This is a genomic window from Sporosarcina gallistercoris, assembly GCF_014836415.1.
Taxonomy (GTDB): domain Bacteria; phylum Bacillota; class Bacilli; order Bacillales_A; family Planococcaceae; genus Sporosarcina; species Sporosarcina gallistercoris.
Genome location: NZ_JACSQY010000002.1, coordinates 365,256 through 380,880, shown reverse-complemented (window position 1 = coordinate 380,880; position 15,625 = coordinate 365,256). Strand labels below are relative to the sequence as shown.

Genomic DNA, 15,625 nt, shown 5'->3' with positions numbered 1-15,625 from the left:
TGGGCGTCAATTTAACTTAAGGGGATGAAGTAATGGTAGAAGGCAACGTATTATTCATTACAGGGGCGGCACGAGGAATCGGATTCGACATTGCAAAAGCCTTTTCTGAAGCGGGAGCGAAAGTGGTTGTTTCAGATCTTAGTCAAGAAGCGATCGATGAAGCAGTTGCTAAGTTAAGTGGAGATGTTTCAGGAATCGTTTGTGACGTCACGAAAGAAGAAGACATTCAAGCTGCAATTGAATTCACTGTAAAAACTTACGGAAAAATAGATATTCTGGTTAATAATGCAGGTCTACAACACGTGTCGTTCATCGAGGAATTCCCAACTGAGAAGTTTGAACTGCTAGTTAAAGTGATGCTAACAGCACCATTCATCGCCATTAAACATGCTATGCCATATATGAAAAAACAGAAATTTGGCCGTATCATTAACATGGCATCGATTAATGGCGTGATTGGTTTTGCAGGGAAAGCTGCCTACAATTCTGCGAAACATGGCGTGATTGGTTTAACAAAAGTAGCTGCATTGGAATCTGCAACAGATGGTGTTACCGTGAATGCAATTTGTCCGGGGTATGCAGATACGAAACTGGTCCGTGACCAATTCAATGATCTTGCAAAAACCCGAAATGTTGAAGTAGAGCAAGTGTTGGAAGAAGTGTTATATCCACTTGTGCCACAGAAAAGATTGATTGACGTCAAAGAAATCACCGATTTGGCATTGTACATGTCAAGTGAATCTGCAAAAGGGATTACTGGACAGGCGATTGTTTTAGATGGTGGGTATACAGCGCAGTAATCGGATGTAACTCATTTCGATTGCGTGTAAACGAGAGAAAACCTTTAAAGAATATGAAAATAAAAACCGCACTCCGACCTGGAAATTCAGGTTGGAGTGCGGTTTTCAATTATTCCTTACGATAGGCTTCCAAAAACTCTTTTACCTTATCAGAATCAGCTACAAGCTCGTTTCCAGTGTCTACAAGTGGGCTAACAGTAGAGTAAGCTTTTTTCTTGTTCCCTTGATAATAGTTCAGGAATTCGTCTTGATTGATGGAAAATAGCACAGCTTTACGTAAGTTTTCACTCTGTGAGACTTCTCGGCCGGCTGTATTGAATTGCAAGTAAGTCACGGCGTTGCTGTCGCTCTTTTGAAGCTGCAAGTTATCCGCTTTTTCTACAAGGTCGTACTTCGTTTCCGGAACTCCGTTAAAGATATGGATTTCACCGTTACGTAAGGCAGACAGAGCACTATCTGCATCATCGATGAAGCGCACCGTTACGTTTGAAACCTTAGGCTCAAAATCACTGCCTGTGCGGTATCCGGGGTTCTTAACGAAATCTGCTTGATAATCGTTTTTCTTGACGAGAATGTAAGGTCCACTTGCATACAACTGGTTGTTATAATTTGCACCTTCAGTTACAGTGCGCTGATCTCCATATGGAATATCGGTATCTATATTAAAGGATGCAACGTCATACGTGTTTATGCTCTTCACTTGTTTCTCTGAGACGATCCCTGCTGATTGGTGAGCCAAATAGTTCAACACTTGAGGGAATGGTTCTGTTGTCGTCACTTTAACTACTTGGTAGTTTCCTTTTGAATTGTCGGCTTCTGTTTTGTTTCCAACAAGTGCAGACAGTTTTGTATCCAGATCATTTTCAAGAGCGGCTAGAACCGTTTGATCACTACCTGACAGAGTGGTTTTTTCCAATTCCGCCAAGTCAGTTACGATTTCAGCGCTTTTAATATGTTCATGCAAACTATATGTCCGATGATCCGGTACAGAATCCATGTCTTTTGCACGATCCAAAGAGAACACAACATCTTCTGCTCCGACGCGTTCACCAGTGTCAACTGCTTTCTCTTTTGAAACAGCTGCGAAGTGAATGTCGTCGCGAAGAAGGAAGTAGTAATCGGAATTTCCTTCAGCCATTGCATAGTTATAAGAAAGTGAACCATCTGATACGACTTCGTCTTCATCCGTCAAGTTGACAAGACGGACGTACATATTTGTGTTGAGTGTATTTATAGAACCATCATTTCCTTTTATGGGATCCAGTGAAGTCAAATCGCCTATTGCTTGTTGCGTCACAAGTGGCTCGGTCGCACGCTGTTCAGTCTTTTTGAAGTCAATGGTCTCCCATGGAATTGCACGGGATTTTGCAAGTCGTACTGTATCTGGATTCAATACTTCTTTGTTTACACCTTGTGCTTTAAAAGAGTTATAAAGGGGTGCGATGAATGCTTTTTCTGTAACGAGCTGCTGCTCTAACTGTTTGTAAGTTTTTGTATATTCATCAGCAGTCTCGGTGCTCGCTTGATCGATCAATTCATCCACTTTAGCGTCCTTAACCATACTATTTGCACCATCGGATTTGAATAGTGCACGTACGGCGTAGTCAGGATTCCCAGTGACTGTCGTCCAGCTCGACAGCGCCAGATCGAAGTTTCCTGCATCTTTTTGTGCGGAGAATGTCCCGTAATCCGGTTGGATGTTCAGTTTGACGTCAAAGCCGTTTTTGATGAGTTGGTCGCGCACAATATTCAAGTCTTCTTCGCCTGAACCCATTCCGAGAACTTCAATCTGCACTTTCTCATTCGAGCCGCCCTTACTGTCGTCTTTACCTCCACTTTCAACCTCTGATTTAGTTTTGACACAGCCTGAAAGCACGAGAACGAGCAGTAAGGTCAGTGTTAACAGTTTCTTTTTCATAGATGAATCCCTCCAAGTTTTTGTTAGTTGTCAGTCAAGCTTCGGGTCTAGCGCATCCCGTAATCCATCTCCCAAGAAATTGAATGAGAGAACGAGCAGGATGATTGCAAGACCTGGAAAAATTGCGAGATACGAATTCGACTCCAGATACGTACTTCCGACTTTCAAAATATTTCCCCATTCTGGAATATGGGGCTCAACACCAAGGCCTAAATAGCTCAGACTGCTCGTTGCAATCACTGCACCGCCGATTGTTAAGGTGGATTTCACAATCATCGGTGCTAAAGAATTTGGGACAACTTGTTTAAATAGTATGGAGAAGTCTGATGCGCCTAATGCTTTAGCGGAATCTACGAAATCGTAGTTGGACACCATTAGGACATTCGCCCGCATCGTTCGTGCGTATGTTGGAATGGCTCCCACGCTGAGCGCAATAATCAGGTTGACTGTATTGGCTCCGAATGCTGCAATAATAGCAATTGCGAGTAAGATACCAGGAATTGAATACAATATGTCCAGCAACCTCATGATCCAGTTATCTACGCGGTTGCTATAGTATCCAGCAATAGCCCCGAGAAAGCCGCCGATAATTCCGGGTAAAATCGTTGCCGCGAATCCGACGAGTAGTGATATTCTTGCCCCGAATACAATTCTTGAGAATACGTCTCGGCCAAAATTATCGGTTCCGAACGGGTATTCAAGACTCGGAGTCTGTAAAGTCGCGCCGTAATTATTTTCCACTGCGAGCGTATAATCGAATGTGAATCGACTCGTGACGGAGATCGTAAGCATAAGGAGAATGAAGAACATTCCCAGAACAGCGGTCGAATTCCATGTAATTTTCTCCCACATCACATTCCACTTCAACAATCGTGACGAGTCGAATCCCCTGGACTTCATAAGTATGCTCCAGCCTAAAAGAAGTGCAAACAAGTTCCCTGTCACGGCTGTCGCTATTAAAAATAGTGCAACGATCGTCATCCATTTCGGTGCCTCGTATTCCTTAACAAAGTTAATCGTCAGGATGAGAACAAGTAGATGAAACAGAGCAATGATGAGCAAACTTCCCATCGCGAGTAAAAAAGTATCGCTGACGTACGGTTTAAAAAGATTCACAGAGCTTATGGCAATAACTGCAAGTTGCGTCAACAACATATACACTGCAAACGTATATTCCACGGTCTTTCTTTGATTGATCAAGTTGAATGCGAAAGCAGCAGCAAAGATATTACCCGATAGTAAACTTATCAATTGCACATAGCCAAGTCGTCTTGTAGCTTGCTGAATTTCACTTGTGTTGAGTAGATCTTTTTTCATCTTCCAAGTGATGAAAAGCTGAAATAGAGTCGTCAGAGCATAGATGAAAAAAGGATGAATACAACGGGCTGCAGTTCACCAGTTTTGAACGAGAAGCTGTTCCATAAGAAAATCCCTGAAAAAACCAGCGAAAGAACCCACGTGAAATTTGCTTGGGTATACTCGGTTGAAATGGATAGGGCGTGACGTTTCCGCAGAGTTTCTTTCATAAATTTACACCTGCCTTATGATTGGTTAATCTTGGATCGGATCCGCGGATCTAGAAATGCGTACAAAATATCGATCAGTAAATTGATCAACGAAATTGTAATCGCAATGTAGACGACACCGCCCATAATCGCTGGAATATCGGGAATGAATTGTTTATCAACGATATAACTGCCAATCCCTCGAATATTGAATACTTTTTCTGTTACAGCAGCACCTCCAAGCATGCCTCCGAACAACAGACCGATAACGGTGATGACGGGAATCATGGCGTTTCCGACAGCGTGCTTCCAAAGCATCTGACTCTTAGATAAGCCTTTTGCTCGAGCCGTGATGATATAGTCTTCATGGATGATTTCAAGAAGCGATGAGCGCATCATTCTTGCAATGGATGCAGTCAGCGCAGTTCCAAGAACGACGACAGGCATGATAAGAGAAAGCGCATTGCCAGGACTATATGTGGGAGGAAGCCAATTCAGATTGATGGAGAACCCCAAAATGAAGATGAGACCTTGCCAAAAATTCGGGATAGAAAGACCGAGTAACGCAATAAACATAAAGGAATAATCTAAAAACGAATTCGGCCGAGTTGCAGATAAGATCCCCACTGGAATGGCTATGACGATGGCCATGATAACGGATAACAATGCAATAGTGAGCGTCACTGGGAATTTGTTGGCGATACTGGTTGCAACATCCTCATTCCCTGCGAAGGAGGAACCGAGGTCGAAAGTTGCAATCCCTTTTAACGCATTCCACAATTGCTGCCAGTAAGACAAATCGAGACCATGCAGTCGATTGAATGCTGTAATTTGTTCCTTAGTTGCAGATTCTCCTAAAATGTTGGTTGCGGGATCGAAAGGAGATATATACAGGATTGTAAAGACCAGCACTGCAACGCCTGTAATCACAAACAAACTTTGGACAAGCCGTTCTGCGACATAGGTTATGAACGGACTGCTGAAAAGTAACAACAACCCATACATGAAAATGCCTGGCACTAAAGAAACCATCAAAAATGTCGGGCGCTTGAGTAAGGACTGAAAGTAAAAGGAGTACGTTTGCTTATGCATTCCGTTTCTTGCGAGACGTACTTCACTGAGCCGTAAAGTTTCCGCTCTCAGTTTTTCTTCAGCTAACTTCTCCGCCTCCCTATGGATTTCTTCAGACTTCAAGTTTGTTTGGAAGAATTTCTGCTTTCGATCGAGCTGATCTGTAAAATCATTAAGCCATTCCTCTTTGCATTTATTTTCCAACAATTCTTCTCGAATAACTTCCATCATTTCAATAGAGTTCTGGTCTTTTCGCTTTCTTACATAAATAAAATAAGTGACAAGATGGAGAGGGAAACCTGCTACCAAGAGGAGAATTTTAACCAACATTTTTCCCTGAGCCTTTCTGAAAGACCTTTCGAAAAGTGAAGCTAGAGTGAGTGCCAATCATTACACCACCTTTTATATTGTTTAATTCCGATTGGTATACTAGACTATAAAATACTAGATAATGTTTGTCAATTCTATCTTTATAACTCGAAAATTATGACAAAGGGAGCTTGATCCGATGGAACCAGTTTTAAAAGTAAGGAACTTACATGTAGCGTTTACCGGGAGGCAGGAAGATTTCAACGCAGTGCGTGGGGTGAGTTTCGAAGTCAATAGAGGGGAAACACTTGGTATTGTAGGGGAATCAGGGAGTGGGAAAAGTGTAACGGCGCGTTCAATCATGCGTTTGTTACCCTCCCCTCCATCATATGTAAAAGAAGGCATCATTGAATTTCAAGGAGACGACTTGAGCCTTAAGACAGAAAAAGAAATGGAAAGTATTCGAGGCCATGGTATCGGCATGATATTTCAAGACCCCATGACTTCTTTAAATCCAACTAAAAGAATCGGAAATCAAATTTCCGAAAGTATAGTAAAACATATGAATGTGTCAAAAAGAGAAGCGAGAAAAGAAGCGGTGGAACTTTTGAAATTGGTCGGTATTAAAGACAGTGAAGCACGCTACGACCAATACCCGCATGAGTTTTCAGGGGGGATGCGTCAACGAGTGATGATTGCGATTGCCCTTGCGTGTAAGCCCGCATTACTCATTGCAGATGAGCCGACAACTGCTCTGGATGTAACGATCCAAGCGCAGATTTTAGACTTGATGAAAGACATTCAACAGCGGTTCGGCACATCGATTATTCTTATTACACATGATTTAGGGGTCGTAGCAGAAATGTGCGATCGCGTGGCAGTCATGAAAGAGGGGGAAATCGTTGAAACTGGAACAACGTTCGATATTTTTGAAAGTCCCCAACATCCTTATACCAAACGGTTATTACATGCACTGCCTCGTCTGGATGAAAGAAAGAAAGTGAAACGAGTGTCTCAGCTCCGGGAAGGAATCGATAGAACCATCCCCTTGATTCAAGTGACATCCTTGAAACAACATTTCGACAGTGGAAAAGGAGAAGTGACCAAGGCGGTGGATGATATAAGTTTTCACATTCGACCTGGTGAGACGCTTGGTCTTGTAGGGGAATCGGGCTCGGGGAAATCTACAACGGGTCGTGCAATTCTCCGATTGAACGAGCCGACAGCTGGAGAGATCCTCTACCAAGGGATGGCCATTAACCGATTCTCTCCAAAAGAGATGAAAGCGATGCGAAGTCATATGCAGATGATTTTTCAAGACCCGTATTCTTCTTTGAACCCGCGTTTTAAAGTACTCGATATTATCGGGCAAGCACTGGATATCCATCGGATGAGTAAGAACAAAAAGGAGCGGAAGCAAAGAGTGGAAGACCTCCTAGTAATGGTAGGACTAGAACCGGAGCATGCAATGCGCTATCCGCATGAATTCTCAGGTGGTCAACGTCAAAGAATCGGCATCGCCCGCGCCTTGGCAGTTGAGCCGGATTTCATAGTTTGTGATGAACCGCTCTCCGCACTTGATGTATCTATCCAGACACAGATTGTGAAACTTCTTGAGGATTTGCAGCATAAGCTGGGACTCACATATTTATTCATCGCCCATGACTTATCGATGGTCAAGCATATCAGTGACCGGGTGGCGGTCATGTACGCGGGCAAGATTGTCGAGTTGGCAGAAAGCGAAGAACTGTACAATAACCCGTTACATCCCTATACCAAGTCGCTGCTAGCTGCAATTCCGATTCCTGACCCTAAAGTGCAGAGGAACAAAAACCGTAATCTAACGAGCGAAGACGGGCTAGAAAGAAAGTTTGATGTACAAAACCAGCAACTTGTAGAAGTGTCGAAAGGACATTGGGTAGCAAAGGCACTCGAGTAATTTTAAGGGGAGTTTTCCGTGTAAGAACCGCATCCCGTGTGACGTGGGGAATGCAGTTTTATCTTGGAGAGAACGATTCAATTCATCATTTACTCTACTATGATCTTTATAAGCTTGTGATTTGTCTATATCCTCAAACATCTCCCTTTTGTATCTCCTTGAATTAGTCTATAATTGGGAAGGTAAAGCAAGTTTATTTATTAATTAATCAAAACGTATAGATGTAGACAATGGTCAGCAATACAAAAAAGGTGCAGTGGGAACGGTTCCCTCCATTTTTTTTGCAAATTCAGTGTGTAAGGATGGGTCAAATGAGCAACAGAGATACGAATACAGACGTTATTTTGATTGGCGCCGGAATTATGAGTGCTACTCTCGGAGCGATGCTGAAGGAAGTTGCCCCAGAGTGGAATATTACCGTGTTTGAAAAGCTGAACCGGGCAGGGGAAGAGAGTTCGAATGAATGGAATAATGCCGGTACAGGTCACGCAGCATTATGCGAACTGAACTATACAACGGAAAAGGCAGACGGCTCCATTGATATTAGCAAAGCGATTAAAATCAACGAACAGTTTCAAGTATCTAAGCAGTTCTGGTCATTTTTAGTAGAGAACGGAAGAATTCAACGTCCTGAAGATTTTATCCGTCCACTCCCACACATGAGTTATGTGCAAGGTAAGGACAACGTGACGTTTTTAAAGAAGCGCTATGAAACAATGAAGCAAAATCCACTGTTTCAAGATATGGAGTACACAGAAGATCGTGAAACGTTAAAAGAATGGGTTCCTGTAATGATGGAAGGTCGGACATCTACTGAACCGTTAGCCATTTCTAAAATCGACGCAGGAACGGATGTCAATTTCGGTGCGCTTACACATATGCTATTTGATCATCTTCAACGTGAAAATGTGGATATCCAATACCGACGCAGCGTAGAGGATTTGAAACAGAAGAGTGATGGCCGCTGGGAGCTGAAAGTTCGTAACTTAGTGAGCGGGGAAATCGAGCGCCACACTGCGAAGTTTGTTTTCATCGGTGGCGGTGGCGGTAGCCTTCACTTGTTGCAAAAGTCAGGCATTCCTGAAGGGAAAGGAATTGGCGGCTTCCCTGTCAGCGGTCTGTTCCTAGTCTGTAACAACCCGGAAGTTGCAGAAAAGCATTATGCGAAAGTATATGGGAAAGCATCGGTGGGTGCACCCCCGATGTCAGTCCCTCACTTGGATACGCGTTATATTGACAACCAGAAGTCCTTGCTGTTCGGACCGTTCGCTGGTTTCTCACCGAAGTTCCTGAAAACGGGTTCGATGATGGACTTACTGTCGTCAGTAAAGCCGAACAACGTCTTCAACATGCTATCTGCTGGTGTGAAAGAGATGTCGCTGACAAAGTATCTCATTCAGCAGCTCATGCTCTCGAAAGAACAGCAAGTTGAGGAATTACGCGCGTTCATCCCGAATGCGAAGGTCGATGAGTGGGATGTGGTTGTTGCAGGTCAGCGGGTACAAGTTATCAAAGAAACTGAAGCAGGCGGAAAAGGGACCCTCCAATTCGGAACGGAACTGGTCAACTCTGCAGATGGTTCAATTGCTGCATTGCTCGGAGCTTCCCCGGGAGCGTCAACAGCAGTCCATGTCATGATCAATCTACTCAATACATGTTTCCCAGATCGTAAAAATGAATGGGATGCGAAGTTCAAAGAAATGGTGCCTTCGTACGGTACAGCATTGGTGGAAAATCCGGATATGCTTCGTGATGTGAAAGCAGCAACTGCGAAGTCACTGAAGCTGGATGCTGAGCCAGTGGTTATAGATGCTTCTGTAACTGGTGTGGTAGAACCGCAAATCTTACCAGAAGAGAACTAACACCTATAATTAACCCCCTTACTGATGTTCAGTAAGGGGGTTTTGAAGGTTGGTGACGTATTATATGTAACTGATTTTAAGCAAAAGGGATTTTACTTTGGAGTTCGAACAAATAAATATCTCTAGTCATCGTAGGAGAAGGTAAACTAGGAAGTGAAAGTTATCGCTTATCACTTCTGCCAGGCGGTACAATTTCGTGGAATTTCACACTCTCCAGTTTTTCAGTTTCCGTGACATACGTCACGCGAACGACAACGCCGTATTCCCGTTTCCCTTCACGCAGCCAAAGGCGGAACGTGGCAACAGTGGAGCCATTATTCGCAGCGCTTCCCATATACAAGTAGTCAACAATACTGGCTTTCGGATACTTCGATTGCGTTTGAGTAATGGCTAGTCTCGACCATTTCGCATACGCAGGGGCACCTTCTTGCACCACATCGGTAATCGGAGCATGAGGTGAGTAAGAAACGATGAAAAGTCCGATTGCAATCGCAATTTTAATCATCAAAACGCATCCCTCCTTTTGGTTAGGATGCGGTTTTTTGTTTGTTTTATACAAGAATGATGTCAATGAAGTAGCGCCATGTTTGATTTTTCGTTACACTAAAGAAAATGAAGTGCGGGGAGGATTTAGTCATTATGCAACCCTCAATTTACCAAGCAGACCTGAACACCAACATGTCGAAAGTGGAGTATCAATCGCCCCTCGGTGTGATTGAAATCGTGGGAACAGAAGAAGCGATTGTTTCAATTTTATTTACAGATTCTGACGTGGTCAGGACAGGGCTGACGGATTCAACCTTTCAAGTAGTCAAAGACTGTTACAACGAGCTGGATGAATACTTTAATGGGACTCGTAAGGAGTTTACGATTCCGTATGAAAATGCGGGTACCGAATTCAGAAGAACTGTCTGGCAAGCACTAACGGATATTCCCTATGCACAAACTGCGTCTTATCGAGATATTGCACGTTCGATTGGCAACGAAAAGGCAGTGCGCGCAGTCGGTACGGCTAATGGGAACAACAAGCTGAGCATCATCATTCCGTGTCACCGGATTATCGGCTCGAATGGAACGTTGACTGGATACGCAGGTGGCTTGTGGAGGAAAGAATGGCTGCTAGCGCATGAACAAAAAAATAAGTAATGATTTTGAAGTGCAGGGAATGCGCCTGGTCGACTGAAAATCATAATGTGAACGCTCCTCGAATATTGTTTTGGCATCAGGGCACACTACCTTTAAAAATGAGATAGGTGTGATTAGGTGAAAACCCTAACGCAAGACGACCCGCTCGTTTCGCGAGGGAACCCGCTCGTTTCGCAAGGGAACCCGCTCGTTTCGCGAGGGAACCCGCCCGTTCCGCGAGGGAACCCGCTCGTTTCGCGAGGGAAGCCGCCCGTTTTGCGAGGGAAGCCGCCCGTTTTCGAGGAGAACCCGCTCGTTTCACACGAGGGAACCCGCTCGTTTCGCGAGGGAACCCGCCCGTTTCGCGAGGGAACCCGCTCGTTTCGCGAGAGAACCCGCCCGTTTCGCGAAGGAACCCGCTCGTTTCGGCGAGGAACCTGCCCATTTCGCGAGGGAACCCGCTCGTTCCGCGAGGGAACCCGCTCGTTCCGCGAGGGAACCCGCTCGTTCCGCGAGGGAACCCGCTCGTTTCGCAAGGGAACCCGCTCATTTCACGAGTCAACCCACCCACTCTCTTCACAACTTCTCTTAAAATTATCTCTAATTTCTTTATTATACAAAAAGTTATTGGAATTTCCCTGGCAACTTGTTACCCTTAAGCAAACAGAGAGAGCTAGGGGGAACTACCGTATGCCAACAGAACCAATTATTTCACTGCGAGACCTCACGATGGAATTTCCGGGGAAACGAGTGCTAGATGGAATCTCCCTTGACGTGTATCGAGGACAGATCATCGGATACATCGGACCGAATGGAGCTGGAAAAAGTACAACGCTGAAAATTTTACTTGGACTCCTTCGAGATTACAAAGGGACTGTCGAGATTTTTGGAAACGATTTACGTAACGAAGACCAGAACGTTAAACGCAGAATAGGCTACGTGCCTGAGAATGCGGAGATCTACGATACGCTGACACCTATGGAATACTTGACATTCATTGGTGAGCTGTATGGTATGAAGCGCACAACGGTCGAGGAAAAAGCACGGCAGCTGATGACTGAGCTGGGACTCGAGGAAGTTTTACATACTCGGATTTCTTCCTTCTCCAAGGGTATGAAGCAAAAAGTGCTCATCATCTCGAGCTTACTGCATGATCCGGACATATTATTTTTAGATGAACCATTAAGCGGACTTGATGCCAATAGCGTAATGGTGGTCAAAGATATTTTAGCAATGCTTGCGGCAAGCGGGAAAACGATTTTTTACTCGTCACATATAATGGATGTCGTAGAGAAAATCAGTAATCGCATTGTGCTTCTGTACAATGGGAAAATTGCAGCCGACGGGTCATTTGAAGAATTAAAAGGTCAGGGTGAAGCAGGATCTCTTGAAATGTTATTTAATCAGTTGACCGGTTTTAATGAACATCAGCAAACGGCGAAGCGCTTTGTAGAGCTCGTTACAGGCGGTGAAATGGATGGATAACTTCCGATCACTGCGTGTGATGGACTTATTTAAAGGTCTCTTTCAAACGTTTGGAATCCACTATCCTTCCATGCGAACCATTGTCGGGCTGAAGCTGACAATGGATGAACGGCGCATCCCTGTTGTATTTTCTCAAACGAAACTGAAAGAAGGTAACCAATTTCTTAAATCCCTTGGGTTGTATGTGCTATACGGTCTAGTGATTATTCCTTTCCTGTTCATTGGCGACAGCGTGATGCTGCAGATGGGGATTGTATTCGGAATTGCGATGTTCATGATCATGACGTCGCTCATTGCGGACTTTTCCAGTGTCCTCCTGGACGTTAGAGATCGGATTCTGCTGGCTGCTGCACCCGTGGATGATCGGACGCTGAATGCTGCGAAGCTAGTCCATATCAGTATTTACATGACATTGATTGCACTATCTTTACTGGGCATTCCTTCAATAGTAATACTTGTGTCCAAAGGGATACTGTTCTTTTTATTGTTCTTGGTGATGATGATTTTTCTAATGCTGTTCATCATCGCACTTACAGCGATCACCTATATGGTGATGCTGCGTGTTTTCGATGGCGAACGACTAAAAGACATGATCAATTACGTACAAATCCTGTTATCAGTGGGGATTTTTGTAGGATATCAAGTTCTGATCCGCTCGTTTGACTTCGTGGGTTTAACGATTTCATATGAGTTCAGCTGGTGGCATTTCCTGATTCCACCGTTATGGTTTGCAGCACCTTTCGAATGGTTGCTAGGGGGCAATGGGAGTCAACCGCTTGTAATGCTCTCATTAACTGCTGTTATCATTCCCGTATTAGCGATTTGGATGTACATCCGTAAAATGCCGTTGTTTGAACGTGACCTTCAGAAACTAATGGCTGAAACAAGAGGCGGCAAACAACAACAGGCAGTATTGATGAGGTTCTGGGGGTGGGTGCTCTGCAGAAACAGCGAAGAACGTGCAAGTTTCCGGTTTTCATGGCAGCTGATGAAACGAGAACGTGATTTTAAACTGAAAGTGTATCCATCGTTAGGGGTCGGATTCGTTGCACCGTTCCTCTTTTTATATATCTTTTTATCCAATGGAACATGGCAAGACATGATAACCTCCAATACGTATTTCATGATTTACTTCGGTTATATCATCATTGGTCCACTAGCAATCATGTTAAGTTATTCAGGTAAATTCAAAGGAGCATGGATCTTTGCCGTCGCCCCGATAACGAGTGTTTCACGTGTTAACAGAGCAGCTTTAAAAGCGAGCCTAGCCCAGTTGTTTTTGCCGGTGTATATTTTGCAAGCAGTACTATTTACGGTGTTGTTCGGCTGGCGAATTGTTCCCGATCTTATTGTCGTCTTGTTTTCAGCTGTCCTATATGCAGTCATTTGCTATGCGATAGGTGCAAAAGGCACATTGCCATTTTCGCTTCCAATGGGTGAGTCTGTTCAATCGGGTACAGCAAAACAGATTATCCTCATGCTGCTCATTGGAGTCTTTGTAGGGATTCATATTCTGATGACTAAGATTCCATATGGGACTCCGATTTACTTAGTCGTGATTGTATTGGGATGTCTGGTCGGCTGGAAGATGCTGCTTCCGATTAAGCGTCATTACGTATGAATAACAAATGGGCCCACCTGGCAGATAATTCTGGGTAGGTCCATTTTTACTTCAAGAAAGATCTAACAAGTATCGAAACTTTTTTTACTTCCTTTCGTAATATGGAAAAGGAGTGAATGATTTGTCAAAGTGGACAGGCTATCAATTAGCAACGGCGTGTGCAGTGATCTTAGGATTGATCGGTAAGCATTATTACATAAGTTCAATTCATGTGTCGCTTGAAAGTCTACCACGTTGGATAGACCCTACTATTGCAATTACATTTGTTAGCATCATCGGTACAGTGTGGAGTACTGCAGCAGTTGTGTATTGGCAAGCGCGCAAGAACGGGCAATTTTTCACACATAAGATCTGGAGAATTCTACCTGTTCTCTTAGGAGTCCTGTTTGTGCTTTCATTTATTGGATTTGTTGTTTTGGGAAGCAAGGTATTTGCATCGATCACTCAAGATCAGCAATGGCAAATTGACGTGGTCCTGCTATACTTTTTAGCTTTAATGTATCTATTTGTCCTATCGGTAGTTCATCGCTACGGTAGTGTAAGGACGTCGGAGGACTTAATCGTCTATTCTGCCAACTGCACCGTGCTTGTTCTGCTTATTATCTTGTTTTTCGTTCCACATATTTAGTGGGACTATTAGGAAGGACGTACTAGTATGTTTCTAAAAAAGATTACGCTTCAAAATGAAAAAAGAAAAGAGGAGTATCCGTTCACCATACCGGTTATTCAGTCATTGAAAGAACTAGAGTTAACAAATCCTGTCACGTATTTTGTTGGAGAAAATGGTTCAGGAAAGTCAACGTTACTGGAAGGGGTAGCGGATGTATGTGGGTTTAATCCCGCGGGCGGGGGGCGTAACAATCAGTATGAAGTGGATGCAGCGGGGAGCGATCTCTCGGAGTATTTACGATTATCATGGATGCCTAAAGTGACGAATGGATTTTTCTTACGAGCCGAATCGTTTTATCAATTTGCCTCTCATGTGGACCAAGTAGGTTCTTATAATGCCTATGGTGGGATATCCTTGCATCAACAATCGCACGGCGAATCATTCATGTCCTTATTCCTCAATCGCTTTAACGGCAGAGCACTCTATTTGTTGGATGAACCAGAAGCGGCATTATCGCCACAGCGCCAATTAACATTTTTGAGGATTATCCATAAGCTGGTGGAAGAGAAAAACTGTCAATTCATCATAGCTACGCATTCTCCAATTCTGCTTGGCTATCCGGGAGCATCCATACTCAGTTTCGATGAAGAAGAAATCCACGCAATTGACTATGAGCAGACCCATCACTATCAAGTAACGAAATACTTCTTAGATCATCGACAAAAGTTTCTAAAAGACCTATTCGAGGAAGGGTAAACGCTTGAGTTGATCCGCTTTTGTATCCCTTTATCGTTCATCTACTACTTGAAATTTAAATTCCTTGTCACTGCTCTCTTTCAATTTGATGGCTTTTTCACTTTCAACAAGCGGATCATCTACGGCATGAGTGATAGTAGCTGTAATAATCGGTTGACTGAACCGTTTATGAGCTTTGAGATCGAGCGAGCTGTAGGAGTTGGACTCATTCAAGTGATAGACGACGTATGTATGGTCCCCGTGTTCAAATGTACTGAACGCTTGTTGGCGGTTAGATTCTTTCATACCTTGCTTTACTCCGGATGGCAGGTTAGAAATCTCAACTACTTCATAATCCATAGGGTGATGCATAGCGTTATGAATGCTCAGTGCGATTAAGAAAACTAGCACAACATACATGAAGCCCCATCGGGATATTTTCTTCAAACACAAAACCTTCCTTCACAAATGGTTTCTACTAATACGTTATTTAGGTTATTAAGTTCCCATTATTCCAATTAAAAAGCCAAACTTCGATTCAATTGGAGTTTGGCTTTTTGAAAATTATTTAAACACTTCAACTTTCTTAAGTAGAACACAGTCTGGAATCGCAACAGCCATTCCGACTGCGTTTTGAACTAGGTT

The 15,625-nt window shown here is 43.7% G+C and carries 13 protein-coding genes and 1 pseudogene; 8 read left to right on the top strand and 6 right to left on the bottom strand.

Annotated features, from left to right (window positions below; all coding sequences use genetic code 11):
- The first annotated feature begins 32 nt into the window (after window positions 1-32).
- A complete protein-coding gene (locus H9659_RS05175; protein WP_191688849.1) occupies window positions 33-800 on the top strand; it encodes a 3-hydroxybutyrate dehydrogenase in 768 nt (255 codons plus the stop codon).
- Window positions 801-909: 109 nt separating this feature from the next.
- On the opposite strand, the gene H9659_RS05170 is transcribed toward H9659_RS05175, so the two are convergent.
- The 3 genes and pseudogenes from H9659_RS05170 to H9659_RS05160 form a co-directional block, all read right to left on the bottom strand.
- A complete protein-coding gene (locus H9659_RS05170; RefSeq protein ID WP_191688848.1) occupies window positions 910-2,718 on the bottom strand; it encodes an ABC transporter substrate-binding protein in 1,809 nt (602 codons plus the stop codon).
- Window positions 2,719-2,748: 30 nt separating this feature from the next.
- Window positions 2,749-4,244, bottom strand: a pseudogene (locus H9659_RS05165) (ABC transporter permease).
- A gap of 15 nt (window positions 4,245-4,259) precedes the next feature.
- Entirely contained in the window at window positions 4,260-5,624 is a 1,365-nt protein-coding gene (locus H9659_RS05160) for an ABC transporter permease (RefSeq protein WP_191688847.1), read from the bottom strand.
- Between the two features lie 178 nt (window positions 5,625-5,802).
- Between H9659_RS05160 and H9659_RS05155 the strand changes: the two genes are divergently transcribed.
- Entirely contained in the window at window positions 5,803-7,542 is a 1,740-nt protein-coding gene (locus H9659_RS05155; protein ID WP_191688846.1) for an ABC transporter ATP-binding protein, read from the top strand.
- A gap of 311 nt (window positions 7,543-7,853) precedes the next feature.
- Window positions 7,854-9,404: a malate:quinone oxidoreductase gene (locus tag H9659_RS05150; protein WP_191688845.1), complete on the top strand. Its 1,551-nt coding sequence runs from the start codon at window positions 7,854-7,856 to the stop codon at window positions 9,402-9,404.
- 160 nt (window positions 9,405-9,564) lie between these two features.
- On the opposite strand, the gene H9659_RS05145 is transcribed toward H9659_RS05150, so the two are convergent.
- Complete coding sequence (locus H9659_RS05145) at window positions 9,565-9,909, bottom strand: DUF3889 domain-containing protein (protein WP_191688910.1); 345 nt, start codon at window positions 9,907-9,909, stop codon at window positions 9,565-9,567.
- 134 nt (window positions 9,910-10,043) lie between these two features.
- On the opposite strand from H9659_RS05145, the gene H9659_RS05140 reads away from it, so the two are divergent.
- Entirely contained in the window at window positions 10,044-10,550 is a 507-nt protein-coding gene (locus H9659_RS05140; protein WP_225217652.1) for a methylated-DNA--[protein]-cysteine S-methyltransferase, read from the top strand.
- Window positions 10,551-10,626: 76 nt separating this feature from the next.
- On the opposite strand, the gene H9659_RS05135 is transcribed toward H9659_RS05140, so the two are convergent.
- The gene (locus H9659_RS05135) at window positions 10,627-11,109 is read right to left on the bottom strand and encodes a hypothetical protein (protein WP_191688844.1); all 483 of its coding nucleotides are present in this window, start codon (window positions 11,107-11,109) and stop codon (window positions 10,627-10,629) included.
- Between the two features lie 110 nt (window positions 11,110-11,219).
- Between H9659_RS05135 and H9659_RS05130 the strand changes: the two genes are divergently transcribed.
- The 4 genes from H9659_RS05130 (at window position 11,220) to H9659_RS05115 (ending at window position 15,001) form a co-directional block, all read left to right on the top strand.
- Window positions 11,220-12,014, top strand: a complete 795-nt coding sequence (locus H9659_RS05130) for an ABC transporter ATP-binding protein (protein ID WP_191688843.1) — start codon at window positions 11,220-11,222, stop codon at window positions 12,012-12,014.
- Window positions 12,007-13,635 (top strand): hypothetical protein, encoded by a 1,629-nt coding sequence (locus H9659_RS05125; RefSeq protein WP_191688842.1) that lies wholly within the window; start codon window positions 12,007-12,009, stop codon window positions 13,633-13,635. The genes H9659_RS05130 and H9659_RS05125 overlap by 8 nt, the downstream gene beginning before the upstream one ends.
- Window positions 13,636-13,756: 121 nt before the next feature.
- Window positions 13,757-14,263, top strand: coding sequence for a hypothetical protein (locus tag H9659_RS05120; RefSeq protein WP_191688841.1), 507 nt, complete (start codon window positions 13,757-13,759; stop codon window positions 14,261-14,263).
- A 27-nt stretch (window positions 14,264-14,290) separates the two neighbouring features.
- Window positions 14,291-15,001 (top strand): AAA family ATPase, encoded by a 711-nt coding sequence (locus H9659_RS05115; RefSeq protein WP_191688840.1) that lies wholly within the window; start codon window positions 14,291-14,293, stop codon window positions 14,999-15,001.
- 30 nt (window positions 15,002-15,031) lie between these two features.
- On the opposite strand, the gene H9659_RS05110 is transcribed toward H9659_RS05115, so the two are convergent.
- Window positions 15,032-15,427, bottom strand: coding sequence for a hypothetical protein (locus H9659_RS05110; protein ID WP_191688839.1), 396 nt, complete (start codon window positions 15,425-15,427; stop codon window positions 15,032-15,034).
- Between the last annotated feature and the right edge of the window lie 198 nt (window positions 15,428-15,625).

Coding starts and splice junctions, on each gene's coding strand:
- H9659_RS05175 (WP_191688849.1), top strand. CDS start 33: ATGGTAGAAGGCAACGTATTATTCATTACAGGGGCGGCACGAGGAATC.
- H9659_RS05170 (WP_191688848.1), bottom strand. CDS start 2,718: ATGAAAAAGAAACTGTTAACACTGACCTTACTGCTCGTTCTCGTGCTT.
- H9659_RS05160 (WP_191688847.1), bottom strand. CDS start 5,624: ATGTTGGTTAAAATTCTCCTCTTGGTAGCAGGTTTCCCTCTCCATCTT.
- H9659_RS05155 (WP_191688846.1), top strand. CDS start 5,803: ATGGAACCAGTTTTAAAAGTAAGGAACTTACATGTAGCGTTTACCGGG.
- H9659_RS05150 (WP_191688845.1), top strand. CDS start 7,854: ATGAGCAACAGAGATACGAATACAGACGTTATTTTGATTGGCGCCGGA.
- H9659_RS05145 (WP_191688910.1), bottom strand. CDS start 9,909: ATGATTAAAATTGCGATTGCAATCGGACTTTTCATCGTTTCTTACTCA.
- H9659_RS05140 (WP_225217652.1), top strand. CDS start 10,044: ATGCAACCCTCAATTTACCAAGCAGACCTGAACACCAACATGTCGAAA.
- H9659_RS05130 (WP_191688843.1), top strand. CDS start 11,220: ATGCCAACAGAACCAATTATTTCACTGCGAGACCTCACGATGGAATTT.
- H9659_RS05125 (WP_191688842.1), top strand. CDS start 12,007: ATGGATAACTTCCGATCACTGCGTGTGATGGACTTATTTAAAGGTCTC.
- H9659_RS05115 (WP_191688840.1), top strand. CDS start 14,291: ATGTTTCTAAAAAAGATTACGCTTCAAAATGAAAAAAGAAAAGAGGAG.